Raw genomic sequence first — 22,629 nt, forward strand, 5'->3', positions numbered from 1 at the left:
GGCAAGCCCACCCGTTGCCAGGTGAGGTGGCGGCAGGGTTGGCTGCCGCTATGACGACCACGAGGACTGACGAGACGTACGACCCCGAGCGGCCCGGCCGCCTTCTGTGTACCGAACGCGACCTTCTGATACCGCTGTTGAGGGGCGCCGAGGATGCCGCGTACGACATCAGGACGTGTTGCCCCGGCTGGACGGTGCGCCACATGCTCGCGCACTGCGGCTCCGCGTTGATGCGGGTGGTCGAGAGCCGCTTCGAGAAGGGCGTGTACTCGCCGGAGAGCAACGAGCGTGACATCGCCGAGCGTGCGGGGTGGTCCAACTCCCGTGTCGTGGACGAGTTGGAGCGGGGGATGACGGAAGCGGGGGCGCTTATCGCCAAGGCGGAGGGGCGGCTCGACGGGGTCGCTCTTGGAGAGTGGATTCATGCGGGGGATGTTCGGGAGGCGTGGGGGCTCTCCGGGGCCTACTCCGGTTCCGGGACCCCGGATGCGTTGGCGCTGCTCGCTGGGCGCAGCAGGGTGGTGAAGACTCCGTTGCTGCATGCGGATGTTGATGGGCGGGATGAGCCTCTGCTGCTCGGCGCCGGGGGCGGTGTTGCGCCGCCGGCCCGCTATATCGGGGATGCGGCGACCCTTATTCGCGTCTGTGCGGGGCGCCCGCTGACCGGGACGCGGTATGAGCTTGCCGGGGGCAAGGAAGCGGACTTCGCGATCTTCAGCTGAGGCCTGAGGGGTCCTGCGGGGGTGTTGGGGGCGGCCTCTGCGCAGTTCCCCGCGCCCCTTACGGGGCGTTTCGTGCGGGTGCGTTGGGGCTGGTCGCGCAGTTCCCCGCGCCCCTTGCGGGGCCTTAGTGGCCGTGGTTGTCCTGCTCTGGGGTGTCCTCCGTTCCGTGGCCCGTTTGGACCGTGAATGCTGCTGTGCGGACCTTTCCCCCGTGTTTGAAGTCGAGGAACAGGCGGTACGAGCCCGGGCTCGGTGCCGTTGCCATGAAGGAGACCGTGGGGCCCGGCTTGGTTTTGCCGTCGCCCGGTTCGCCGGTGGGGTGTACGTGGAGGTAGGCCAGGTCGCCGGAGCGCAGGGCGACCAGGTGGCCGTACGAGCCGAGGTAGGGCTGGAGGTCGGTGACCGGGCGGCCGTTCTTCTCCACGTTCAGGGTCACGCCGCTGGACTTGCCCGGCTTCAACGAGCCCTTGAGGCTCACCTCGTAGCCGTCGACCGTCGTCTTCGCGTTCGGCGCGGGCAGCTTCTTCGGGGCGTACTTTCCCGCCACCGCGAGGTCCGCGCCCAGCGTCAGGCCCTCCTTCTCGCCCCGGGGCTTGAAATCGGCGAAGACGCGGTAGCCGCCAGCCTCGGGGAGCTTGACCGGCGTCGACCAGGTGCCGTCCGCCGCGCGGGTCGGGTGCAGGTGGCGGTAGGTCGTCAGGTCGTGTGAGGCGACGATGAGGTGCAGCTCCTTGTCGTGCTCCCTCTCGTACGCCGTGACGTTCTTGCCCGCACCCTCCGCACCCTCCGCGCCCGCCGCGTCCTCGGTCACCGTGAAGCGCAGTTCCTCGCGCTTCTGCGCCTCGATGCGGGACGTCTCCAGGTTCAGGGAGTAGCCGCGCTCCGAGATCTGCAGGCCGCCGGGCACGGTGTCTGCGTCGGCGCCCGCGCCGGCTTCCTCCTTGCCCGGGTCCGTATGCCCGCCGTGCTCGCTCGCGGGCTTCTTCTTCGCGGTCACGGGGTCGACGCCCTGGCCCACTCCGTACGCGGTGCCGAAGGTGGCGGCGACCGCCGCGGCGAATGCGGTGATCTTCAGTCCGGTCTTCATGGCAGTTCAGCTCCCAGAGGGGGACGGGGGGCGAGCCGGCCGGGTCGCGGCTCTTCAGGGCTTCAAAGTACCCCCCTGGGGTATAAAGTCAAGCATCGGATCAGCAGTGGATCGCCCTTGCCTTCGGTACCCCCTGGGGGTATACATAGATCTCGAAAGCGGTACCCGGCCCGGGTACCCCCGACCCGACCGAGGAGCCCGCGGACATGCCCACCACACCCGGCACCACCGGCACCGGCGGCACCACCGAGGTGGCAGAGGTAGAGCTCGCCATCGGTGGCATGACCTGCGCCTCGTGCGCCGCCCGGATCGAGAAGAAGCTCAACCGCATGGACGGCGTCGAGGCGACCGTCAACTACGCCACCGAGAAGGCGAAGGTCAGCTATCGCGGCCAGAACGTCGCCGTCCAGGACCTGATCGCCACCGTCGAGGCCACCGGCTACACCGCACAGGAGCCCGAACCGGTCCGTACGGAGCCGGATACGGATGCGGATGCGGATGAGGGGGAGTGGCGGGCCGATGACCAGCTGCGGCCCCTGCGTGAGCGGCTCATCACCGCCGTTCTGCTCTCCGTGCCCGTCGTCGCGATGGCGATGATCCCGGCCCTCCAGTTCGAGTACTGGCAGTGGCTGTCCCTGACCCTGGCGGCGCCGGTCGTGACGTACGCGGCCTGGCCCTTCCACAAGGCCGCCTTCACGAACGCGCGGCACGGCGCGGCCACGATGGACACGCTGATCTCGGTCGGCACGTCCGCCGCCTTCGTCTGGTCGCTGTGGGCGCTGTTCTTCGGCACGGCCGGCACGCCCGGCATGACGCACCCCTTCGAGCTGACCATCTCCCGCTCGGACGGCGCGGGGAACATCTACCTGGAGGCCGCGGCGGGCGTCACCGCCTTCATCCTGGCCGGGCGCTATTTCGAGGCCCGCTCCAAGCGCAAGGCGGGCGCGGCCCTGAAGGCGCTGCTCCAGCTGGGCGCCAAGGAGGTCACCGTCATCCGTGAGGGAGGGCGCGAAGAGACCGTCCCGGTCCGGGACTTGAAGGTCGGCGACCGGTTCCTCGTACGGCCCGGCGAGAAGATCGCCACCGACGGCAAGGTCATCGAGGGCGCCTCCGCCGTGGACGCCTCCATGCTCACCGGCGAGTCCGTGCCGGTGGAGGTCGCGAAGGGCGGCTCGGTCACCGGGGCCACGCTGAACGTGGGCGGACGCCTGGTCGTCGAGGCCACCCGCGTCGGCGCCGACACCCAGCTCGCCCGCATGGCCAAGCTCGTCGAGGACGCGCAGAACGGCAAGGCGGCGGCCCAGCGTCTCGCCGACCGGATCTCGGCGGTCTTCGTGCCGGTCGTCATCGCGCTCGCCGTCGCCACCCTCGGCTTCTGGCTCGGCAACGGGTCGGGTCTGACGGCCGCCTTCACCGCCGCGGTCGCCGTACTGATCATCGCCTGCCCCTGCGCCCTGGGGCTCGCGACGCCCACCGCCCTCATGGTCGGCACCGGGCGCGGCGCCCAGCTCGGCATTCTGATCAAGGGCCCGGAGGTCCTGGAGACGACCCGCAAGGTCGACACGATCGTCCTGGACAAGACCGGCACCGTCACCACCGGCCGGATGACGCTGCTGGCCACGCACGTGGCGGACGATGTGAGCGAGGAGGAAGTCCTGCGGCTCGCGGGGGCGTTGGAGCACTCCTCGGAGCACCCCATCGCGCGGGCCGTGGCCGCCGGTGCTGTCGAGCGGGTCGGCGAACTGCCCGCCCTCGAGGACTTCGCGAACGTGGCGGGCCTGGGCGTCCAGGGCATCGTCGAGGGGCACGCGGTCCTGGTCGGGCGTGAGGCGCTGCTCGCCGAGTGGGCGATCCCGCTGCCGGTGGAGCTTGAGCGGGCGAAGGCAGCGGCCGAGGCGGGCGGGCGTACGGTCATCGCCGTCGCCCGGGACGGCGAGGCGCGTGCTGTGCTCGAAGTCGCCGACGCGGTGAAGGACACGAGCCCGGAGGCGATCGAGCGCCTGCGCGCCCTCGGTCTCACCCCGATCCTGCTGACCGGCGACAACAAGGCGGTTGCGGCGGCGGTGGCCGCCGAGGTGGGCATCGCCCCCGATGACGTGATCGCCGAGGTCATGCCGCAGGACAAGGTCGACGTGGTCAAGCGGCTCCAGGCGGAGGGCCGGAGCGTGGCGATGGTCGGCGACGGCGTGAACGACGCGGCGGCGCTCGCGCAGGCCGACCTCGGTCTGGCGATGGGCACGGGCACGGACGCCGCGATCGAGGCCGGCGACCTCACTCTCGTACGAGGGGACCTGCGCGCGGCGGCGGACGCCATCCGCCTCTCGCGCCGCACCCTGGGCACGATCAAGTCGAACCTCTTCTGGGCCTTCGCCTACAACGTGGGCGCGCTGCCGCTGGCCGCCGCGGGCCTTCTGAACCCGATGATCGCGGGCGCCGCGATGGCGTTCTCCTCGGTCTTCGTGGTCGGCAACAGCCTGCGTCTGAGGGGGTTCCAGCCGCTGAGCTGAACGGCGGGGCGTCGCGCGTCTTAACCTCCGGCGAGGTCGACGTGTACATGTCTTTGGGATCACCCCGGTGCGCATGAGGCGCACCGGGGTGTTCTGCGCGTAGGCTGGGCAATTGGACTAGACCTATGTGCGCCGATTTCAGAGACCCCCGCGGCCCCGGACCCGAAGGAAGACATCCATGAGCAAGCGTGCAGTCCTGGAGGTGATCGCCCTCGATGCCGAGGACGCCGTCGCCGCCCAGGCCGGAGGCGCGGACCGCCTCGAGCTGGTCACCGACATGGCCGCGGACGGCCTGACCCCGTCCCGCGAGACCTTTGCCGAGATCCGCGCCGCCGTGGACATCTCCCTGCGCGTGATGCTGCGCCTCGCGGACGGCTTCGACGCGGGCGACGTCGACGCCCTCGTGCGTCGCGCGCACGAGCTCAGGAGCGAGGGCGCCGACGAGTTCGTGCTCGGCTTCCTCGACGAGACGGGCGGCCCCGACCTGGCCGCCGTGGAAGCCCTTGCGGGCGCGATCGACGGCTGCCGCTGGACGTTCCACCGGGCCATCGACCGGACCCCCGACCGCTACGCCCTGCGCAAGCAGCTCTCGGACTTCCCCGGCCTCGACACCTACCTCACCGCGGGCTCGGCGACGGGCGTCGACGAGGGCCTGCCCACGCTGCTCGCCGAGGCCGCACGCTCCGGCGAACCGGGCTACGAGCAGCAGATCCTGGTCGGCGGCGGCCTCCGCCTCGACCACCTTCCGCAGCTCAGGGCGGCGGGCGTCGACGCGTTCCACATCGGCGGCGCTTCACGGCCCGACGGCTGGGCGGCACCGGTCTGCGCCGAGGCCGTCGCCCAATGGCGGGCAGCGGTGGACGCCTGACCTCTTTCCGCCAGGGGGTGCCTGATCACGTTACCCGCGGGACGCGATACAACTGGGCGTACAGGGGAGGGGACTTCATGACGACACCAGTGGACAAGACGCGTCCCGCGGACCGGATTCTCGCGGCCGGGGCGCTGCCCGTTGCCGCAATGCTGCTCACCGGGACGGTGGCGCTCTACATCGCGCTCGTCGCGTTCGGGAACATCACCGATTTCGACAGCAACCAGCAGTTCGTACGCCATGTCCTGGCGATGGACACCACCTTCAAGGACGACGACCTGATGTGGCGCGCGGTGAAGTCCACCGCGCTCCAGGACGCCGCGTACGTCGCGATCATCGCCTGGGAGACCCTGGCCGCGCTGGTCCTCCTCACGGCGACCGTCCTGTGGGCCGGTGCCCTGCGCCGCCCCGAGGGACTGCGCCGGGCCCGGCGGGCGGGCACCATCGGCCTGCTGATGCTCCTCCTCCTGTTCGGGGTGGGGTTCATCGGGATCGGCGGCGAATGGTTCGCCATGTGGCAGTCGGAGGACTGGAACGGCCTGGACGCGGCCACGCGGATCGTGACGCTCACGGGCATCGTGCTCATCGTCACGCACCTGCGGTCCGCCGATGCCAGGGAGCAGCGGTCCGCCTAGCCGATGAGCTGCTCCGGCAGCCCGGCCGAGTGCACGACGGTGAGTCCCGACACCGCACGGGTCAGGGCGACGTACAGCCGTCGCAGACCCGTTCGTTCGTCGGGCTCGCCGTCCACCACGGCGGCGGGCTCGTCCAGGACCACGTAGTCGTACTCAAGTCCCTTGGCCAGGGAAGCGGGTACGAGCGTGAGGCGGGTGTCCGGGGTGGTCTCCTCGCCCGGCGAGAGATACGTCATCCCGGCCGCCTCCAGGGTCTTGGCCAGCGCGGGGATGCGGGCGTCGGCCGCGATGAGGCCGATCGAGCCCTCGTGCCGCAGTGAATCGACGCAGGCTTCCAGGGAAGCGGCGTCCAGATCCGCCACGCGCCGCACCACGAGCGAACCCGCCGACTCACGCACGGACTTGACCTCGGCGAGGCCCGGCGCGATGGAGGGCAGCAGGCGGGACGCGTACGCGATGACCTCCCGCGGCACACGGAAACCCGCCGTGAGTTCCTCCACGACGGCGTCCCCCTTGCCCAGGTGCGTCAGGGCCTGCTCCCAGCTCCGGGTGGCCCAAGGCGTGGTGCCCTGTGCGAGATCCCCCAGGACCGTGGCGGAACCGGTCGTGCAGCGGCGCCCCACCGCCCGGTACTGCATGGGCGAGAGGTCCTGCGCCTCGTCGAGCACGACATGGCCGAGGGAGTGCGTCCGGGCGACCAGATCGCCCGCCTCGTCGATCAGCACGGCGTCGGCCGCGGACCACTTGGCCGCCTTGACGCCGCGTACGGGCTTGCTCCAGAGGATCAGCTTCTGCTCGTCCTCGTCGAGAATCCCCTCCGCGTGCACGGCGAGGAACTCGGCGTCGGAGAGCAGCCGCAGCACGAGCTTGGCCGGGTCGACGGGCGGCCACACGGCCTTGACGGCCGCCTTCACCGCGGAGTTGCGGGCCACGGCGTCCTGCACGCGGTCGTCGGGCGCCTCGCCCGCCTGCTCCATGCGGACGAGCACGGCATGCGCGATGCGCTGCGGCAGGGCGTCACGGGCGGCCCCGTAGCGGATGTCGCGGGCGAGCAACTCGCCGACGATCTCTTCGATTTCGTACGCGGGGACGCGCCAGCGCCGCGAACCGCGCACCACCATGACCGGCTCGCTCGGCATGGTCACGTGCGAGCGCAGGGCCTTGCGCAAGACGGCGGCCATGCGGGCGTCGCCCTTGATGACGGCGGCGGCTGCCTCGTCCGTCCCCCGCACCTCCACGTGCGCGACGAGGTCGTCGACCGTCGCCTGCTTGACCTCGAGCTCGCCGAGCGCGGGCAGCACCTGCTCGATGTAGTGCAGGAAGGACTTGTTGGGCCCGATGACCAGGGTGCCGGTCCGGGCCAGGCGCTCGCGGTGGGCGTAGAGGAGATAGGCGACACGGTGCAGGCCGACGGCGGTCTTTCCGGTGCCGGGGCCGCCCTGCACGCAGACCGATCCGCCCAGGTCGCTTCGTACGATCTCGTCCTGCTCGGGCTGGATCGTGGCAACGATGTCGCGCATCGGGCCGACGCGGGGCCGCTCGATCTCCTGCTGGAGCAGCTTGCTCGTCCGCTCGGCCTCGTCGGCGTCGCTGAGATGCTCGTCCTCGTACGCCGTGAGGTCGCCGCCCGTGTACCCGAAGCGCCGCCGCAGGGCGATGTCCATCGGGGCCTTCTTGGAGGCCCGGTAGAAGGGCTGCGATACGGGGGCGCGCCAGTCGATGACCATCGGGTCGCCGTCGGCGTCGTGGACGTGCCGCCGCCCGATGTAGAACTGCTCGCCCTCCGCGCCTTCCGCCCGGTCGGCGCCGGGGGCGTGGAGGTAGTCGAGGCGGCCGAAGAAGAGGGGGGTGTGGGAGAGGTCGGCGAGGGACTTGATCCGCTCGTCGATCTGGCTCTGCAGGACGGCTGCGTTGACCCAGTTCGCGGTGACATCGCGGATGTCGAGCGCCTCGGCGTCCTCGCGCATGGCTCGGAGGGCCGAGCGGGATGCGGAGAGGTGGCTTCGCTCTCGGGAGAGGGGGTCTGGACGGCCGTGCACGGTTGCCTCCGGCGGGGGTGCGGGATGGGGCTGACCGGTTGCCGACCGGGCAGTGGCGGGCGCGGCGCGTTGCACGCGGGCAGACCGGGCATTTTATGCCCCGCTTCGAGGGGCGGCCACTGCTTTTCCCTCCGGGGGGTGGTGGGTGGGGTGCCCCGCGTTTTCTTCGTGCCGAACAGGCTCTCCCGCCCACCCGCCCGATTGCCCCGCGTTGCCTTGCTCGACCATCCACTAGGGTCGCGGCGTGGAGCTACTTAGGGTGCATGTTTGGTCACGGTGGGTGAGTTGGGCTCTGGTTCTTGTTTCGCTTGGCGCCTTTGCCGGGCTCTGTCTCGCTCAGCGCATCCCCATGGCCGACACCCTCGTCTACCGGGCCGAAGGCGCCGCCGTGGTCGACGGGAGCGATCTCTACGGGTTCACCGTGACGGCGTGGGATCTGCCGGCCACGTATCCGCCCTTCGCCGCCATCCTCTTCGTACCGACGACCTGGCTCCCCCTCCCCGCGCTCAAGCTCGCCTTCGTCGCGGGGAATCTCGTCCTCCTCGCGCTTCTCGTCCACCTCTCCTGCCGGCTCGCCCGCATTCCCACCCGCCTCGCGCCCCTCCTCGCCGGGACCGCGCTCGCCCTCTGGCTCGAACCCGTCTTCCAGACGATCGTCTTCGGGCAGATCAACCTCGCCCTCGCCTGCCTCATCCTCTGGGATCTGACCAGGCCGCCCGGCGCCGTCGGCAAGGGCTTCGCGATCGGGGTCGCCGCCGGGGTCAAGCTCACTCCGGCGATCTTCATCGCGTATCTGTTCCTCACCGGGCGCGTACGCGAAGGGGTCACCGCCACGGCCTCCCTCGCCGGTACCGTCGCGCTCGGCGCGCTCGTGCTGCCCGCCGCCAGCGTCGACTTCTGGACCCACCGGATCTTCGAGACGGGCCGCGTGGGCAAGGCGTGGATCGTCGACAACCAGTCGCTCCAGGGGCTCGTCGCGAGGGTGGCGCACGACCCGCATCCGGGGCTCGTGTGGGCCGTGCCCGCCGCTCTCGTCGGCGCCGCGGGGCTGTGGCTCGCGAGCCGTGCCGCGAGTGCGAGCGAGCCGCGTGGCGTGCTCCTGACGGCGGCCACCGCGCTCTTGGTTTCGCCCATCAGCTGGTCCCACCACTGGGTCTGGTGCGTACCGCTCCTGACCCTGCTCATGGCGGAGGGCCGCCCCCGCCTCACCGCGGCGGTGGCGGCCCTCTTCACGGCCCGCACCCTGTGGCTGATCCCGCACCAGGGCGACCTGGACCTGCGGCTGCCGGCCTGGCAGCAACCGCTGGCCTCGCCCTACCCCCTGCTGGCCCTGGCCCTGCTGCTCAGCTGTCGGCGAGCAGTTCGTCCGCGTCCACGATCCGGTACGCGTATCCCTGCTCAGCAAGGAACCGCTGCCGATGCGCCGCGAAGTCCTGATCGATGGTGTCCCGGGCCACGACGGAGTAGAAGCGAGCCTCGTGACCGTCTGCCTTCGGACGCAGCACACGACCGAGCCGCTGTGCCTCCTCCTGCCGGGAGCCGAACGTCCCGGACACCTGAATGGCGACCGTAGCCTCGGGCAGGTCGATCGAGAAGTTCGCGACCTTCGAGACGACGAGGACGGAGATCTCGCCCTCCCGGAACGCGCCGAACAGCTTCTCGCGCTGCGCGTTCGTCGTCTCGCCCTTGATGACCGGGGCGTCCAGGTGTTCGCCCAGCTCGTCGAGCTGGTCGATGTACTGGCCGATGACCAGGGTCTGCTCACCGGCGTGCTTCTTGACCAGCGCCTCCGTCACCTTGCGCTTGGTGGCGGTGGTGGCGCAGAAGCGGTACTTCTCCTCGGCCTCGGCCGTCGCGTACGCGAGGCGCTCCGAGTCCGTCAGGTTGACCCGCACCTCGACGCAGTCCGCGGGCGCGATGTAGCCCTGCGCCTCGATCTCCTTCCACGGAGCGTCGAACCGCTTGGGGCCGATGAGGGAGAAGACGTCGGACTCGCGGCCGTCCTCGCGCACCAGCGTGGCCGTCAGGCCGAGGCGCCGGCGGGCCTGGAGGTCGGCGGTGAACTTGAAGACGGGGGCGGGGAGCAGGTGCACCTCGTCGTAGATGACCAGGCCCCAGTCGCGGGAGTCGAAGAGCTCCAGGTGCGGGTAGACACCTTTCCGCTTCGTCGTCAGGACCTGGTACGTGGCGATGGTGACCGGGCGGATCTCCTTGCGGGTACCGCTGTACTCGCCGATCTCCTCCTCGGTCAGCGAGGTCCGCTTGATCAGCTCGTGCTTCCACTGCCTGGCGGAGACCGTGTTGGTCACCAGGATCAGCGTCGTCGCCTTGGCCTCGGCCATCGCACCGGCTCCGACCAGCGTCTTTCCGGCGCCGCAGGGCAGCACGACCACACCGCTGCCGCCGTGCCAGAACCCCTCGACCGCCTGCTTCTGATACGGCCGCAAGCTCCAGCCGTCCTCCGCGAGGTCGATGCGGTGCGCCTCGCCGTCGACGTACCCGGCGAGGTCCTCGGCGGGCCAGCCCAGCTTGAGTAGCGTCTGCTTGACCTGGCCGCGCTCGGACGGATGGACGACGACGGTGTCCGCGTCCACCCGCTCGCCGACGAGCGGCTGCACCTTCTTGGACCGCAGGATCTCTTCCAGGACCGGCCGGTCGGTGGTGGTCAGGACCAGGCCGTGCGTGGGGTGCTTGGAGAGCGTGAGCCGTCCGTAGCGCGCCATCGTTTCTGCGATGTCGACGAGCAGCGCGTGCGGCACGGGGTAGCGGGAGTACTCCACCAACGCGTCCACGACCTGCTCGGCGTCGTGCCCCGCCGCGCGGGCGTTCCACAGGCCCAGCGGCGTCACGCGGTAGGTGTGGATGTGCTCGGGAGCACGCTCCAGCTCCGCGAAGGGGGCAATGACACGGCGGCAGGCCTCCGCCTGCTCGTGGTCGACCTCGAGCAGGAGAGTCTTGTCCGACTGGACGATCAGGGGACCATTCACGCGCGCACCCTTTCGGTAAGCCAAACGTCCAGTGTGCCGCATGGCGCGCGAATACGGTCCTGGCTCGGTTCCTGGCTCGGTCCTGGCTCAGCCGCCGGACGGGGTCCGGCCCGGCGGCCCGGGGCCCGCGGCTCAGTCGTCCGCGAGTTCCGCGACACCCGTGACGCGGTGCAGGGGGTACGTCCTGACCTCGTCCGCCGTGTGGTCGTACGCCGTCACGAAGCCGCCCTCCACCCGGATCGGGGCGATCACGCGCTGGCTCGCCGAGCCCTCCGCGTTGACGTAGCCGATCCACACCGCCTCGTTGGTCAGGACCGCGGCCTGCATCGTGGCGAGGGTCTCCGCCGCCGTCGTGCGGGGCAGCGCGTCGCCCGCCTCCGGGGTCGCCCTGCGCGGGGCGGTCGATGCCAGGTCGCCGGCGCGGATGGCTCGTACCGCCGCGCCGGTCAGCGTGGCGTCGGCGAGCGGCGGGCCGTCGTGGACCGGCTCGGGCGCGGTGCGGGGCGGTGTGCGGTGGGCGTGCGCCCGGGTGATCAGTACGTCGCCCTCGGCGCTCTCCGCGGCGGGCGCGAAGCCCATCTGACGCAGGCCTTCGAGGAGCGCTCCGGGGTCGGCCTGGGCGGCGAGCACGGTCGGTGCGAGGCGGCGCAGGCGCAGGCCCTGGGAGCGCTTGTCGGCGAGGATCTCGTTCAGGAGAGCCTCGTCGTCGCAGCGCACGTACGCGGATGCCGCGCCGATCCGCAGGTGGCCGTGTTTACGGGCGACGTCGTCGATGAGGTACGCCAGGGGCTGCGGAACCGGCGTACGGGAGTGCGCGGCGAGAAAGGCGTGCAGGTCGGAGGCGGACTTGCCCGCGTCGAGCGCCCGCCGTACGGAGCCGGGCGTGAACCGGTACACGGTCGCCCCGCCCTTCGACTCGACGTCGGCGAGCACCGAGAGCGTCTCGGCCAGGGGGCGCTCCAGCGGGCCGGGGGCCACCGCGGTGAGGTCGGCCTGGAGCAGGACGTGGTCGAGGGGCTCGGGGAGGAGGGGGGTGAGGAGGCGGGCGGCGCGGGCGGCGTATGCGGCCAGTTCGGCGGGGGTTGCGGGGGTTGCGGGGGTGGCAGGGGTGGTGGAGGTGGTCGCCCCTGTTTCGGGTGAGCCGCCCCCGGAGCTCTCGGAGCCGAGCAGTGCGCGGCCGTGCGCGGAGAGCGCGCCGCGGCCCGTGATGCCGAGCAACTCCGCTTCGTTCAGCGTCCATTGGGCGATGCGGGCCCGCAGTTCCATGGGTGCCGTGGTGGTCGACGGTGCGCCGGACGAAGTGCCGGCGGAAGTGCCGCGCGGCGGTCGCTCCCAGCGCAGGCGGGCGATCAGCGATTCGGGGGTCGGGCTCGCGCCGTCCGGGAGCGTGGTGAGGAGCGTGAGCACGCGGTGCCGGATCTCCGGCGCCGAGGAGCGGTCCAGGTGCGGGCCCAGCGCCGACAGCGTGCGGTCCTTGCCGTCACGGCCGCCGATGAGGCCGGACGTGCGGGTCGCCGTCAGCCAGGCCGTGGCGAGGACCGACCAGCGCTCGGCGGCGGGCAGTTCCTGCCAGTCGTCGTACGCGGGGGTCGCCGCGTACCGCTCGTCCGCCTCGCCGTCCGACGCCACGAGGCCCGCCGCGTAGGCCAGTTCGACCCAGAACGCCGCCACCGGCTCCGGTACGTCCAGGGCCACCGCCGTCCGCTTCAGGTCGCGCACGCTGAGGCCGCCCGCGCGGAGCACGGTGGGGCCGCCCTCGTCCCAGTCCTTCAGGAGCTCCTCGACGGTGTCGAGCGCCATGTACGCCTGGCTCGCCGCCGCTGCGTCCACAGCCTGTGGACGGTGTTCGCGCAGCGCTTCGACGGCGGGGGGTGCCGGTTCGAGCTGCCGGTGGGCGCGGCCCGCGCGCAGGTGCAGGGCCGCTTCCCTCGGGAGTACGACCGTGCCGGGCGCGGTCGGGAGCAGGAGACCCCGGTCGAGGAGCCAGCGCAGGTGGCGCGCCGGGTCGGCGGTCACCTGGCCGTAGGGCGGGCCCCAGACGAGCCGCGAGAGCACTTCGACGGACTCGGCGGGGGCTTCGTCGAGCAGTGCGGACATCCGGGTGCGGTCCGTGAAGAGTCCGGTGAGCGAGCGGACGGCGGAGACCGCGTCGTGCGTGGACGGCAGCCCGGCCGCCGTCACGATGTCCTGCATCCGGTTCGGCGACATGCCCGCGGTGGCCTCGGCGACGGTCGGGCCGAGGCCGGTGGGGGAGGGGTACTGGGGGGCCGGGGCGAGGAGTTCGCGGGCGGTGCGGACGAGTCGGAGGCGGTCGTCGGGGCCCCACACGATGGCCTGCTCGCGGAGGGTGGCGAGGGCGCGGGCCAGCGCCGTCGTGACGGCGCCGCTTCCCTCTCCGTTCTCGTCTCCGGCCACGAGGGCGTGCAGCTCTTCGTACGTGGCGGGTTCGGGGGCTACGGCCAGCGCCTCGGCGACCTGCTGGGCGAACCGGTCCAGCCGCTCCAGGGCGCGGACCACGGAGGCGCGGGTGGCTGCGCGGGTGGCGAGCTGGGTGAGGTCGTTCGGAACCGGCGTGAGCAGATCCGGCCGGGCGCGGAGCAGCGCGCCGAGGGACGCGTCATCACGGGCCCGCAGCGCTTCGGCGAGGGACCGGGGGCTGTCCACTGGGCGCTGGGGCTGCTCGTCGGTGCTCATCAGGGTCACGGTAGCGGGTTGGGGTGCGGGGGGCGGGTCTTGCTGGCCCCTGGGCCTGGTGCGGGTGCGGTGCTGCTCCGGCTGTGGGTGCGGGTGCGCGCCGGTATGTCCGTCCTCGCCATCCGCTGGTGGGCGCTTGGTTGCTTCGGCTGGGGAGTGTTGCGAGCCGTGCTCCGGGCGGAAATACCGGCACACCCCCTTGCGAGCGCTGCCGGGTGCGGGTGCGTTCCGGTTCGGGGCGGGTGCGTCTGTGGGTGCGGGTGCGCGCCGGTATGTCCGTCCTCGCCATCCGCTGGCGGGCGCTTGGTTGCTTCGGCTGGGGAGTGTTGCGAACCGTGCTCCGGGCGGAAATACCGGCACACCCCCTCGCGCGCGTCGCCGACCGACGGGTGCGTCGGAGCCGGGCTCCCGTGTCTGAGGTGCGCTGCTTCCCGCACTCCGCTCATGGGCCTCTCCCACCCCTGCCTGCTCGTACGGCATCGCCGCCCGCACCTTGCTCCCCACCCGCCCCCCCGGCGTATGTCATCCACCCGTCCACCCGCCCCCGGCGTGTGTCATCCGCCCACCCACCCCCCGGCGTATGTCATCCATCCGCCCACCCCACCCCCCGGCTTATGTCATCCACCCACCCGCCCCTCCCGCGTGTGTCATCCGCCCACCCGCCCCTCCCGTCGTCGCGGGGCAATCGGGTGGGTGGGTGGGAAAGCTTGTTCGTTCAAGGGTGGATGCGGGGTGAACGGGCGGGTGGGTGGGGGAGGTTTGTTCGGTTGGGGCGGAGCCAGGGGGCGTCCGCGGAGCGAGGGGGACGCGGTACGGTCGTCGGACCGGGTACACAGGGCGGGGGTTCAATCGGGCCGCTCCGGAGGGGACTTCGTGGGGATCGAGAGCGATCAGCTCGTCTACGACTATCTGAGCCGCGTCGGAGACCTGGCCCAGCAGCAACAGCTGCCGTCAGGCACCCGCATGCGCCTGGTCTCCCACCTGCGCAACGAGATCGACCGGACCAGAGCGAAGACCCCGGCCGACAGCCCCGCCGCCATACGCCGCATCCTGGAGCGGCTCGGCACCCCCGAGGACCTTGTCGAAGCCGCCGGCACCGGCACCGGCACCGGTGACGTACCCAAGGCAGCCGCACCCCGGCCCCCCGCCCCCACCCCGGAACCGAAGGAACGGCCCAAGCGGCTCCGCCGCGTCGTCCCCCGGCCCCGCCCCGCCGCCGCCGAGGAACCGCAGCTCCCCGAAGAGGACCCGGGCCCCGCCCCGCCGCACCTCGCCGGCACGGACGAACTCGGCGACAGCGCCTCCCAGCCCGACTGGTGGCGGACGGACAGCAGCCCCTTCGGCCTCGGCGACAGCGTGCCCGGCTTCACCGGCGGCGTGGAAATCCCGGAACTCCTCAAGCCCCCGCCCAAGAAGCGCCCCGTAGAGCAAGAGCTGGAAGAGGACGAAGAGGACGAGGAGGAGGGAGAGGAGGGAGAGGAGGGAGAGGAGGGAGAAGGAGAGGTCGAGGCCCGTGCCCCGCGGCGTCGCCGCCTCCGCATCCCCCGCCCCGCCACCGCAGCCCTCGCCCCCACCGCCCCCCGCTTCACCAACCCCCTCCTCCTGCTCGCCGCAGCCCTCCTCACCGTCGGCGCCATCCTCGGCAACTGGCTTGCCCTCGGCGGCGGCTGGCTTCTCGCGTACGCCTCGCGAAGGCTGAGCCGTGCCGAGGCGAAGTGGGCCGTGATCGGGCTGCCCGGCCTCTCCGTGGCGGCCGGGATCACCTGGCTGTGGGGCAGGAACGAGGGCCGCTGGGGCGAACGCATCGTCGACGGCCACATGAGCGACGCCATGGCCGAGACCTGGCCCTGGGTCGTACGCGGCGCAGCCATCTCCTCCGCCCTCTACCTCCTGTGGAGATCCCAGCGGCGGCCGTAACGCCTACTTCGTCAGCGCCGTCTGCATCTGGTCCAGGATCTTGTCCGCCGCCGTGTAGCCGATCCCCTGGATCCACAACTCGTCGTCGACGGTGTGGACGTCGCCCGCCTTCACCGCGCCCATGTTCTTCCACAGGCTGCTCGCGACGGTCTGCGTCTGCTTGGACTTCTTCGGATCGCCGTACGTGGAACGGAAGATGACGTCCGCGTCGGCGAGGTCGATCCTCTCGGGCGACACGTCGTACGAGAAGCCGTCCTTGGCCTTGGCCGCGACAGCGGGGCGGCCAAGGCCCACGTCCTTCAGGAGCGTGGCGACGTACGTCTTCTCGCCGTAGATGCGGATGTCCGCGCCCTCCACGAAGCGGACGACATTGACCTCCGTCGCCCCGGCCTTCTCCGCGCCGCCGACTGCCTTGGTGACCTTCGCGGTGTGCTCGGCGTACGCGGAGGTGATCTTCTTCGCCTCCGCCTGCTTGCCCAGCGCGTCCGCGTGGACCCGGAAGTTCGCCTTCCAGGGGTAGCCCGTGTTCTCCGTCATCACCGTCGGCGCGATCTGGCTGAGCTGGTCGTACTTCGCCGCGTGCCGGATCTTGCTGGTGAGGATGACGTCCGGCTTGAGGGCGGCGATGGCCTCCATGTTCGGGCTCAGCATCTCGCCGACGTCCTCGATGCCGCTGACCTTGTCCTTCGGCAGGTAGCCGGGGAAGCCCGACGACGCCTCGACGTGCGTCGCGCCGACCGGCTGCACGCCGAGCGTGATCGCGGAGTCCAGCTCGGCCGTGTCCAGGACGACGACCCGCTCGGGGGCGACGGGGACCTTCACCTCGCCCATGGCGGTCTTCACGACGTGCGTTTTGCCCGATCCCGAACCGGCGGCGGAAGTACCGGAGTCCGAGTCCGACGAGCCGCAGGCGCAGAGCGCGAGCGCGCCGCCGAGGGCGAGCGCCCCGGCGGCGAGAGAGGTATGGCGGCGGTGCGTCACGGTGGTGGTCATGGCTTGGGGGCCACCTTTCGGTCGGACGGGGGGTGCGGGCGCGGCTCTGCGGCCCACGGAGCCCCCGGGACGACCAGGGGCGACCCCGTCACCGGGTCCGGTACCACCACACACTCCAGACCGAACACCTCGCGGACGAGTTCCTCGGTGACGACATCGGCAGGGGCGCCCTCGGCGACGATCCGGCCCTGCTTCATGGCGACCAGATGGTCCGCGTAACGGGCGGCTTGGTTGAGGTCGTGCAGCACGACGACCACGGTCCTGCCGCGCTCGACCTGCCGCGTGCCCGTGGCCAGCTGACGCACCAGGTCGAGGACTTCGACCTGGTGCGAGATGTCGAGATACGTCGTCGGCTCGTCCAGGAGCAGGATGTCCGTCTCCTGGGCGATGGCCATCGCGATCCACACCCGCTGGCGCTGACCGCCCGAGAGCTCGTCCACGGGCCGTTCGGCGAGCGCGGCGACGTCGGTTCGTTCCATCGCCTCCGTCACGGCCCGCTCGTCCTCGTCGGACCACTGCTGCCACCAGTGCTGATGCGGCTGGCGTCCGCGCGCGACGAGGTCGGCGACGGTGATCGCCTCCGGCGCGACCGGAGTCTGGGGGAGCAGGCCGATCTGCTGGGCGATCTTCTTGGTGGGGAGCTTGGTGAGCGCCTCGCCGTCGAGCAGGACCGCGCCGCTCTTCGGCTTGAGGAGGCGGCCGAGCGCGCGCAGAGTCGTCGACTTCCCGCAGGCGTTGGGGCCGACGATGACCGTGACCTTGCCGTCGGGCACCGCGAGTTCGAGGTCGTGCACGACCTCGCGGTCCTCGTAGGCGAGGGTCAGCTCGCGGGCGCTGAGGCGGGCGGCGGTCACGAGGTGCCTCCATTGCTGACGGAACGGCCGCGGCTGCGGGTGGTGCCGTGGCTTCTGATGATCAGCCAGATCAGGTACGGGGCTCCGACGGCGGCGGTGAGAACGCCGACCGGCAGCTCGGTCGGCGAGAAGAGACGCCGGGCGAGCAGGTCCGCGAGGACCATGATCAGCGATCCGAGGAGTGCCGAGCAGAGCAGCGGGATCTGGGCGGTGCGGGTCATCCTGCGGGCGATCTGCGGGGCGAGAAGCGCCACGAAGTCGACGGGCCCCGCGGCGCCGGTCGCCACGGAGGCGAGGACGACGCCGAGCAGCACGAGCCCGAGCCGTACGTGCCCCAGGCGCACCCCGAGCGCGGTCGCCGTGTCGTCGTCCATGGTCACCGAGCGCTGGGCGCGGGCGGCCCAGAACACGAACGGGAGCAGCACGAGCAGGGTCAGGGCGAGCGGCCGGGCCTCCGTCCAGCCGCGGCCGTTGAGGGAGCCCGTCATCCAGATCTGCGCCTGCTGGGCGACGAGGTAGTCGCCCTTGGTCATGAAGAGCGTGGTCACGGACCGCAGGGCGATCGCGAAGCCGATGCCGATGAGCACGAAGCGGGTGGCGTGCAGGCCGCCGCGCCAGGCGAAGACGTACACGAGAGCGGCGGCGGCGATACCGCCGAGCACCGAGAGGTAGGGCAGGACGGTCGCCGATGTCACCCCGAGGGTCATCGCACCCACCGTCAGGGCGCTCGCGCCCTGGCTGATGCCGATGATGTCGGGGCTGGCCAGGGGGTTGCGGGCGACGGTCTGGATGAGGCCGCCCGCGACGCCGAACGCGGCGCCCACGAGGAGGCCCACGACCATGCGGGGTTCGCGCAGCGTTCCCACGACCAGTTCGTCGGGGGACGGCTGCCCCGTCAGGACCTTAAGGACTTCGCCGGGCGGGACGAAGGCTTCGCCGATGCAGAGGTAGGCGAGGCAGGCGGCCGCCAGGAGCAGGGTAAGCAGTACGGCGACCGCAGCTGCCCTGCGGTGCACCAGGAAGGCGGCTTTCCGTAGCCGCAGTACGGCGTACCCAGCCGGGCGCTGCTTTCTCGGTCGGCCCGCATCAGGGGTTGTGCCCACCCGTTCCGCCGTGCGGAACGCCTGCCCACAACGGGGGGTCGTCACGCTGCCACCGTCTTTCTGCGCACCAGTGTCACGAGGAACGGCACCCCGATGAGCGCGGTCATCACTCCGGCGGGCACCTCGCTGGGAGGAAAGATGACACGGCCCACCGTGTCGGAGACGAGCAGCATGACCGGCCCGAGGACCGCGGCCATGGGCAGCACCCAGCGATGCCCCCCGCCCACGATCGCGCGAGCGATATGCGGGACCGCAAGGCCGATGAACGCGATGGGCCCGGCCGCGGCCACACCCGCCCCGGTCAGCACCGTCGCCCCGAGCCCGCCGACGATCCGTACGGTCGCCACCTTCTGCCCGAGCCCCCTGGCCACGTCCTCGCCGAGGGCGAGCGCGTCGAGCCCGCGCGCCACGGAAAGCACAAGGACGAGCCCCGCGAGCAGGAACGGCCAGATCTGCCCGACGATCTCCGCGTCGCGCCCGGAGAGCGAGCCCACCTGCCAGAAGCGGAACTCGTCCAGGGCCGAGGCCTTGGTGGTCAGGACCGCGGTGGTGAGGGAGACGAGGAGCGCGTTGATCGCGGCGCCGCCCAGGGCGAGCTTCACGGGGGTCGCCCCGCCCCGTCCGCTCGCGGCGATCGCGTACACCGCGACGGACGCGATGCCCGCGCCGACGAAGGCGTACCAGACGTACCCGGTCAGGGTGTGCACCCCGGCGAAGGCGATCGCCATGACCACGCCCACCGAGGCGCCCTGGCTGACGCCGAGGATGCCGGGGTCGGCGATGGGATTGCGGGTGATGCCCTGGAGGGCCGTGCCGGCCAGGGCGAGCGCGGCGCCCACCATCAGGCCGATGACCGTGCGCGGCACCCGCATCTCGCGGACGACCTCGGCGGCGTCGCTGTGCCCGCCGTGCAGCAGGGCGTCGATGACGGCGGACGGCGCGATCGCGCGGGCGCCGACGGAGAGGCTGAACAGGACCGCGAGCAGCAGGGCCACGACGGCCGCCGTCATCGCGACGGCGCGTCTGGCGGGCACACGCATCGGCTGAGCTCGTTTCGGTTCAGTGGGGGTTGGGGTGGCCAGGTAAGGCTTGGCTGAGTCTAAGGGGGTGCCCCGGCCCCCGGCCCTGGCCGTCGGGGCTCGGCACAATGGCCTCATGACCTCACGCGCTCTGACGGTCGGCTTCGACCTCGACATGACCCTGATCGACTCCCGGCCCGGCATCAGGGAGGCCTACCGGGCCCTGTCCGCCGAGACCGGAACGTACATAGACGCCGATCTCGCCGTCACCCGGCTCGGCCCGCCCCTGGAGGAGGAGCTGCGCAACTGGTTCCCGGCGGAGCAGATCGAGGAGATGGGCGATCGCTACCGTGAGATCTATCCCACATACGCCATCGCGCCCACGCTCGCCATGGACGGCGCCCGCGAGGCGGTCGCGGCAGTGCGCGCGCACGGCGGTCGGGCCATCGTGGTGACCGCCAAGCACGAGCCGAACGCGAAGCTCCACCTGGCTCACCTCGGCATCGAGGCGGACGCGGTGATCGGCTGGCTGTGGGCCGAGGCGAAGGCGGAGGCGCTGCGCGAGCACGACGCGGCGGTGTACGTCGGTGACCACACCGGTGATGTACGCGGCGCGCGTACGGCGGGCGCGCTCTCCGTCGCGGTGGCCACCGGGCCGTGCGACGCAGCGGAACTGCGCGCGGCGGGCGCGGACGCCGTGCTCACCGACCTGACCCGGTTCCCCGCCTGGCTCGACGCGTACGTCGCGGGCGCCGCCGACCGCGGTTAAGTGGCCGCCGACTTGGCCTGGCGGCGCTGAACGGCGATACCGCGCAGCACTCCCGCAACGGCGACGACAAATCCGACGCCCATCAGCATGCACACCGCGTACGCGATGGACGGGAAGGGTTCGGTGCCGAGGAACAGCGGGGCCACCGTGACCAGAGTGGCCACGGCTCCGACGAAGAAAATGATTGCTCCGGTCCGGACCAGACCGTCGCCCGGTCCGGCGGAATTCGCTTGGGTTTTGTCACGCACCCGACCAGGGTAGTTCCCAGCGCGAAGGGAAGAATCCGGGGACGTCTTGTCACCGGCCCCCGGACCAATAGTCTTGGTGCCGGCGGGTCGGGCGACCCGCTGTAGTGCTATCCAGAGCCGTTTTCCGCGGCATAGACGCGTACGACGACGAGTACGAGGACGAGGACTTCAGGTGCCTACCGGCAAGGTCAAGTGGTTCAACAGCGAGAAGGGCTTCGGCTTCCTCTCCCGCGATGACGGCGGCGACGTCTTCGTGCACTCCTCCGTACTGCCCGCAGGTGTCGACACACTCAAGCCCGGCCAGCGCGTCGAGTTCGGCGTCGTAGCAGGCCAGCGCGGTGACCAGGCCCTGTCGGTGGCGATCCTCGACCCGACGCCGTCGGTGGCGGCGGCCCAGCGGCGCAAGCCCGACGAACTGGCGTCCATCGTCCAGGACTTGACGACCCTCCTAGAGAACATCACGCCGATGCTGGAGAAGGGCCGTTACCCCGACAAGGCATCGGGCGCGAAGATCGCGGGCCTGCTGCGCGCGGTCGCGGACCAGCTGGACGTGTAGATACCAGCCGCAGGGCCTGTGGATACCAGCCGAATTACCGGCCGGATTATCGGCCGAAGGAGAGTGCGTCGGGTGCGAGGGGCGGTACGAGTCCCTCCGCCGCCGCTCGCGTGAGGAGTCCGCGGATCGCCGCGTAGCCGTTCTCGCCCAGGTCCGCGGTGAACTCGTTCACGTACAGGCCGATGTGCTGATCGGCGACCGCCGGGTCCATTTCCTGCGCGTGCTCCTGCACATAGGGACGCGAGACCCCGGGGTCGTCCCAGGCCATCCGCACCGACGTACGGACGGTGTCCGCGAGCTGCCGCAGCCGCTCCTCGCCCAGGGACCGCTTGGCGATGATCGCGCCGAGGGGGATGGGCAGGCCCGTCGTCTTCTCCCAGTGCTCGCCCATGTCGGCGAGGCAGTGGAGGCCGTAGTTCTGGTAGGTGAAGCGCGCCTCGTGGATGACGAGTCCCGCGTCGACCTTGCCGTCCCGCACCGCGGGCATGATCTGGTCGAAGGGCAGCACCACGATCTCGCCCACGCCGTCACCGGCCAGGGTGTCCGCGGCCCAGAGCCGGAACAGCAGGTACGCCGTCGACTTCTCGCTCGGCACGGCGACCGTCTTGCCGGTGAGGTCGACGCCCGCCTCGCGGGTGAGCACCAGCGGACCGCAGCCACGCCCGAGCGCCCCGCCGCAGGGCAGCAACGCGTACTCGTCGAGGACGTAGGGCAGCACCGCGTACGACACCTTCAGGACGTCGGACTCGCCGCGCTCGGCCATGCCGTTGGTGATGTCGATGTCGGCGAACGTGACGTCGAGCGCGGGTGCGCCGGGCACCCGGCCGTGGGCCCAGGCGTCGAAGACGAACGTGTCGTTCGGGCAGGGCGAGAAAGCGATCTGCAGGGGGTTCGCGTCCGGGGCCGGGTTCGGGTTCGAGTCCCGGGCCGGGTTCGCGTTCTGCGCGGGCGATTCAGTCATGCCGTTTCCAACTCTCCAGTACGGGCGCGAATTTCCCGAACGCGCCTCCCAGCGCGCCCAGCGCCTCGCCGATCCGCCAGGCGGCGCGGTCCCGCGGTCCGACGGCGTTGGAGACCGCGCGAATCTCCAGGACGGGCAGTGCGTACGCGGCGGCGGCCTCGGCGACGCCGAACCCCTCCATCGCCTCGGCGAGCGCACGCGGATGGCGGCGCCGCAGTCCGGCGGCGCGCTCGGCGGAGCCGGTCACGGTGGAGACGGTCAGGACGGTGCCGGTCAGGCCGCCACAGGCCCCGGCCAGTTCCCGTACGAGGGAAAGGGGCGGCCGGTGGGTGACGGCCCCGAACCCCAGTTCGGTAACGGGCAGGAATCCGTCGGGCGTCTCGGCGCCCAGATCGGCCGCGGTGATCTCGTCGGCGAACACGAGGGAGCCGATGGGCGCGTCGGGCAGGAAGCCGCCGCTGATCCCGGCGGAGATCACCAGGTCGTACGAGGTGCGCGCGAGGGCGGCTGCCGTGTGCGCCGCGGCTGCGGCGGGGCCGACACCGACGGCGACGGCATCCGCGTACGAGGGCAGCGCGCCGGCCACCGCGTCCCGTTCGGCGGGGACGGCGGTGGCCACCAGGATCCGCGGGCTCTCGGAGGTCAACGGCGCGGAGATCGACGACGGCTC

General features: G+C 71.6%; 18 protein-coding genes and 1 pseudogene. 8 read left to right on the plus strand and 11 right to left on the minus strand.

The annotated features are described in order from the left end of the window. Positions 1-50 precede the first annotated feature (50 nt). On the plus strand, positions 51-722 hold the full coding sequence (locus ACWFR3_RS21650; protein ID WP_453736229.1) for a maleylpyruvate isomerase family mycothiol-dependent enzyme: 672 nt from the start codon (positions 51-53) through the stop codon (positions 720-722). Positions 723-846: 124 nt separating this feature from the next. Here ACWFR3_RS21650 and ACWFR3_RS21655 read toward each other — a convergent pair whose 3' ends face one another. After that, complete coding sequence (locus ACWFR3_RS21655; protein ID WP_453736230.1) at positions 847-1,809, minus strand: hypothetical protein; 963 nt, start codon at positions 1,807-1,809, stop codon at positions 847-849. 206 nt (positions 1,810-2,015) lie between these two features. On the opposite strand from ACWFR3_RS21655, the gene ACWFR3_RS21660 reads away from it, so the two are divergent. The 3 genes from ACWFR3_RS21660 to ACWFR3_RS21670 all read left to right on the plus strand — a co-directional run bounded on the left by ACWFR3_RS21660 (position 2,016) and on the right by ACWFR3_RS21670 (position 5,819). Continuing rightward, complete coding sequence (locus ACWFR3_RS21660; RefSeq protein ID WP_453736231.1) at positions 2,016-4,316, plus strand: heavy metal translocating P-type ATPase; 2,301 nt, start codon at positions 2,016-2,018, stop codon at positions 4,314-4,316. 178 nt (positions 4,317-4,494) lie between these two features. Beyond that, positions 4,495-5,184, plus strand: coding sequence for a copper homeostasis protein CutC (locus ACWFR3_RS21665; protein ID WP_453736232.1), 690 nt, complete (start codon positions 4,495-4,497; stop codon positions 5,182-5,184). A 77-nt stretch (positions 5,185-5,261) separates the two neighbouring features. Continuing rightward, positions 5,262-5,819, plus strand: a complete 558-nt coding sequence (locus ACWFR3_RS21670) for a DUF2165 domain-containing protein (RefSeq protein WP_453736233.1) — start codon at positions 5,262-5,264, stop codon at positions 5,817-5,819. Here ACWFR3_RS21670 and ACWFR3_RS21675 read toward each other — a convergent pair. Beyond that, on the minus strand, positions 5,816-7,858 hold the full coding sequence (locus tag ACWFR3_RS21675) for a HelD family protein (RefSeq protein WP_453736234.1): 2,043 nt from the start codon (positions 7,856-7,858) through the stop codon (positions 5,816-5,818). The genes ACWFR3_RS21670 and ACWFR3_RS21675 overlap by 4 nt on opposite strands. 349 nt (positions 7,859-8,207) lie before the next feature. Between ACWFR3_RS21675 and ACWFR3_RS21680 the strand changes: the two are divergent. Continuing rightward, positions 8,208-9,260, plus strand: a pseudogene (locus ACWFR3_RS21680) (glycosyltransferase 87 family protein); the annotation flags it as partial. On the opposite strand, the gene ACWFR3_RS21685 reads toward ACWFR3_RS21680, so the two are convergent. After that, the gene (locus ACWFR3_RS21685) at positions 9,202-10,845 is read right to left on the minus strand and encodes a DNA repair helicase XPB (RefSeq protein WP_453736235.1); all 1,644 of its coding nucleotides are present in this window, start codon (positions 10,843-10,845) and stop codon (positions 9,202-9,204) included. The pseudogene ACWFR3_RS21680 and the gene ACWFR3_RS21685 overlap by 59 nt on opposite strands. Before the next feature lie 132 nt (positions 10,846-10,977). Then, entirely contained in the window at positions 10,978-13,539 is a 2,562-nt protein-coding gene (locus ACWFR3_RS21690) for a helicase-associated domain-containing protein (RefSeq protein WP_453736236.1), read from the minus strand. 873 nt (positions 13,540-14,412) lie between these two features. Here ACWFR3_RS21690 and ACWFR3_RS21695 point away from each other — a divergent pair. Next, entirely contained in the window at positions 14,413-15,456 is a 1,044-nt protein-coding gene (locus ACWFR3_RS21695) for a hypothetical protein (RefSeq protein WP_453736237.1), read from the plus strand. Between the two features lie 3 nt (positions 15,457-15,459). On the opposite strand, the gene ACWFR3_RS21700 is transcribed toward ACWFR3_RS21695, so the two are convergent. Genes ACWFR3_RS21700 through ACWFR3_RS21715 form a run of 4 tightly spaced genes read right to left on the minus strand, consistent with a single transcriptional unit; the run spans position 15,460 to position 19,446 of the window. After that, positions 15,460-16,449 carry an ABC transporter substrate-binding protein gene (locus ACWFR3_RS21700; protein ID WP_453736238.1) on the minus strand — a complete coding sequence of 330 codons (990 nt, stop codon included), beginning with the start codon at positions 16,447-16,449 and terminating at the stop codon, positions 15,460-15,462. After that, complete coding sequence (locus ACWFR3_RS21705) at positions 16,446-17,303, minus strand: ABC transporter ATP-binding protein (RefSeq protein WP_453736239.1); 858 nt, start codon at positions 17,301-17,303, stop codon at positions 16,446-16,448. The genes ACWFR3_RS21700 and ACWFR3_RS21705 overlap by 4 nt, the downstream gene beginning before the upstream one ends. Continuing rightward, positions 17,300-18,406, minus strand: coding sequence for a FecCD family ABC transporter permease (locus tag ACWFR3_RS21710; RefSeq protein WP_453736278.1), 1,107 nt, complete (start codon positions 18,404-18,406; stop codon positions 17,300-17,302). The genes ACWFR3_RS21705 and ACWFR3_RS21710 overlap by 4 nt, the downstream gene beginning before the upstream one ends. A 41-nt stretch (positions 18,407-18,447) precedes the next feature. After that, positions 18,448-19,446: a FecCD family ABC transporter permease gene (locus ACWFR3_RS21715; RefSeq protein ID WP_453736240.1), complete on the minus strand. Its 999-nt coding sequence runs from the start codon at positions 19,444-19,446 to the stop codon at positions 18,448-18,450. A 115-nt stretch (positions 19,447-19,561) separates the two neighbouring features. Here ACWFR3_RS21715 and ACWFR3_RS21720 point away from each other — a divergent pair, with 115 nt between their 5' ends. Beyond that, a complete protein-coding gene (locus ACWFR3_RS21720) occupies positions 19,562-20,194 on the plus strand; it encodes an HAD family hydrolase (protein ID WP_453736241.1) in 633 nt (210 codons plus the stop codon). Here ACWFR3_RS21720 and ACWFR3_RS21725 read toward each other — a convergent pair. Then, a complete protein-coding gene (locus ACWFR3_RS21725; RefSeq protein WP_453736242.1) occupies positions 20,191-20,442 on the minus strand; it encodes a hypothetical protein in 252 nt (83 codons plus the stop codon). The two genes, ACWFR3_RS21720 and ACWFR3_RS21725, sit on opposite strands and share 4 nt — an antisense overlap. A 172-nt stretch (positions 20,443-20,614) precedes the next feature. On the opposite strand from ACWFR3_RS21725, the gene ACWFR3_RS21730 reads away from it, so the two are divergent. Then, positions 20,615-20,998: a cold-shock protein gene (locus tag ACWFR3_RS21730; RefSeq protein ID WP_076685560.1), complete on the plus strand. Its 384-nt coding sequence runs from the start codon at positions 20,615-20,617 to the stop codon at positions 20,996-20,998. 46 nt (positions 20,999-21,044) lie between these two features. Here the strand turns inward: ACWFR3_RS21730 and ACWFR3_RS21735 are convergent, their stop codons facing one another. Next, complete coding sequence (locus ACWFR3_RS21735; protein ID WP_453736243.1) at positions 21,045-21,959, minus strand: 1,4-dihydroxy-6-naphthoate synthase; 915 nt, start codon at positions 21,957-21,959, stop codon at positions 21,045-21,047. After that, a complete protein-coding gene (locus ACWFR3_RS21740) occupies positions 21,952-22,605 on the minus strand; it encodes a futalosine hydrolase (protein WP_453736244.1) in 654 nt (217 codons plus the stop codon). The genes ACWFR3_RS21735 and ACWFR3_RS21740 overlap by 8 nt, the downstream gene beginning before the upstream one ends. Between the last annotated feature and the right edge of the window lie 24 nt (positions 22,606-22,629).

It is taken from the genome of Streptomyces sp. NPDC055189 (assembly GCF_053606765.1).

Bases quoted from the DNA above. Each gene is read 5' to 3' on its own strand.
- ACWFR3_RS21700 (WP_453736238.1), bottom strand. From the start codon at position 16,449: ATGACCACCACCGTGACGCACCGCCGCCATACCTCTCTCGCCGCCGGG.
- ACWFR3_RS21660 (WP_453736231.1), top strand. From the start codon at position 2,016: ATGCCCACCACACCCGGCACCACCGGCACCGGCGGCACCACCGAGGTG.
- ACWFR3_RS21665 (WP_453736232.1), top strand. From the start codon at position 4,495: ATGAGCAAGCGTGCAGTCCTGGAGGTGATCGCCCTCGATGCCGAGGAC.
- ACWFR3_RS21720 (WP_453736241.1), top strand. From the start codon at position 19,562: ATGACCTCACGCGCTCTGACGGTCGGCTTCGACCTCGACATGACCCTG.
- ACWFR3_RS21650 (WP_453736229.1), top strand. From the start codon at position 51: ATGACGACCACGAGGACTGACGAGACGTACGACCCCGAGCGGCCCGGC.
- ACWFR3_RS21655 (WP_453736230.1), bottom strand. From the start codon at position 1,809: ATGAAGACCGGACTGAAGATCACCGCATTCGCCGCGGCGGTCGCCGCC.
- ACWFR3_RS21690 (WP_453736236.1), bottom strand. From the start codon at position 13,539: ATGAGCACCGACGAGCAGCCCCAGCGCCCAGTGGACAGCCCCCGGTCC.
- ACWFR3_RS21735 (WP_453736243.1), bottom strand. From the start codon at position 21,959: ATGACTGAATCGCCCGCGCAGAACGCGAACCCGGCCCGGGACTCGAAC.
- ACWFR3_RS21670 (WP_453736233.1), top strand. From the start codon at position 5,262: ATGACGACACCAGTGGACAAGACGCGTCCCGCGGACCGGATTCTCGCG.
- ACWFR3_RS21715 (WP_453736240.1), bottom strand. From the start codon at position 19,446: ATGCGTGTGCCCGCCAGACGCGCCGTCGCGATGACGGCGGCCGTCGTG.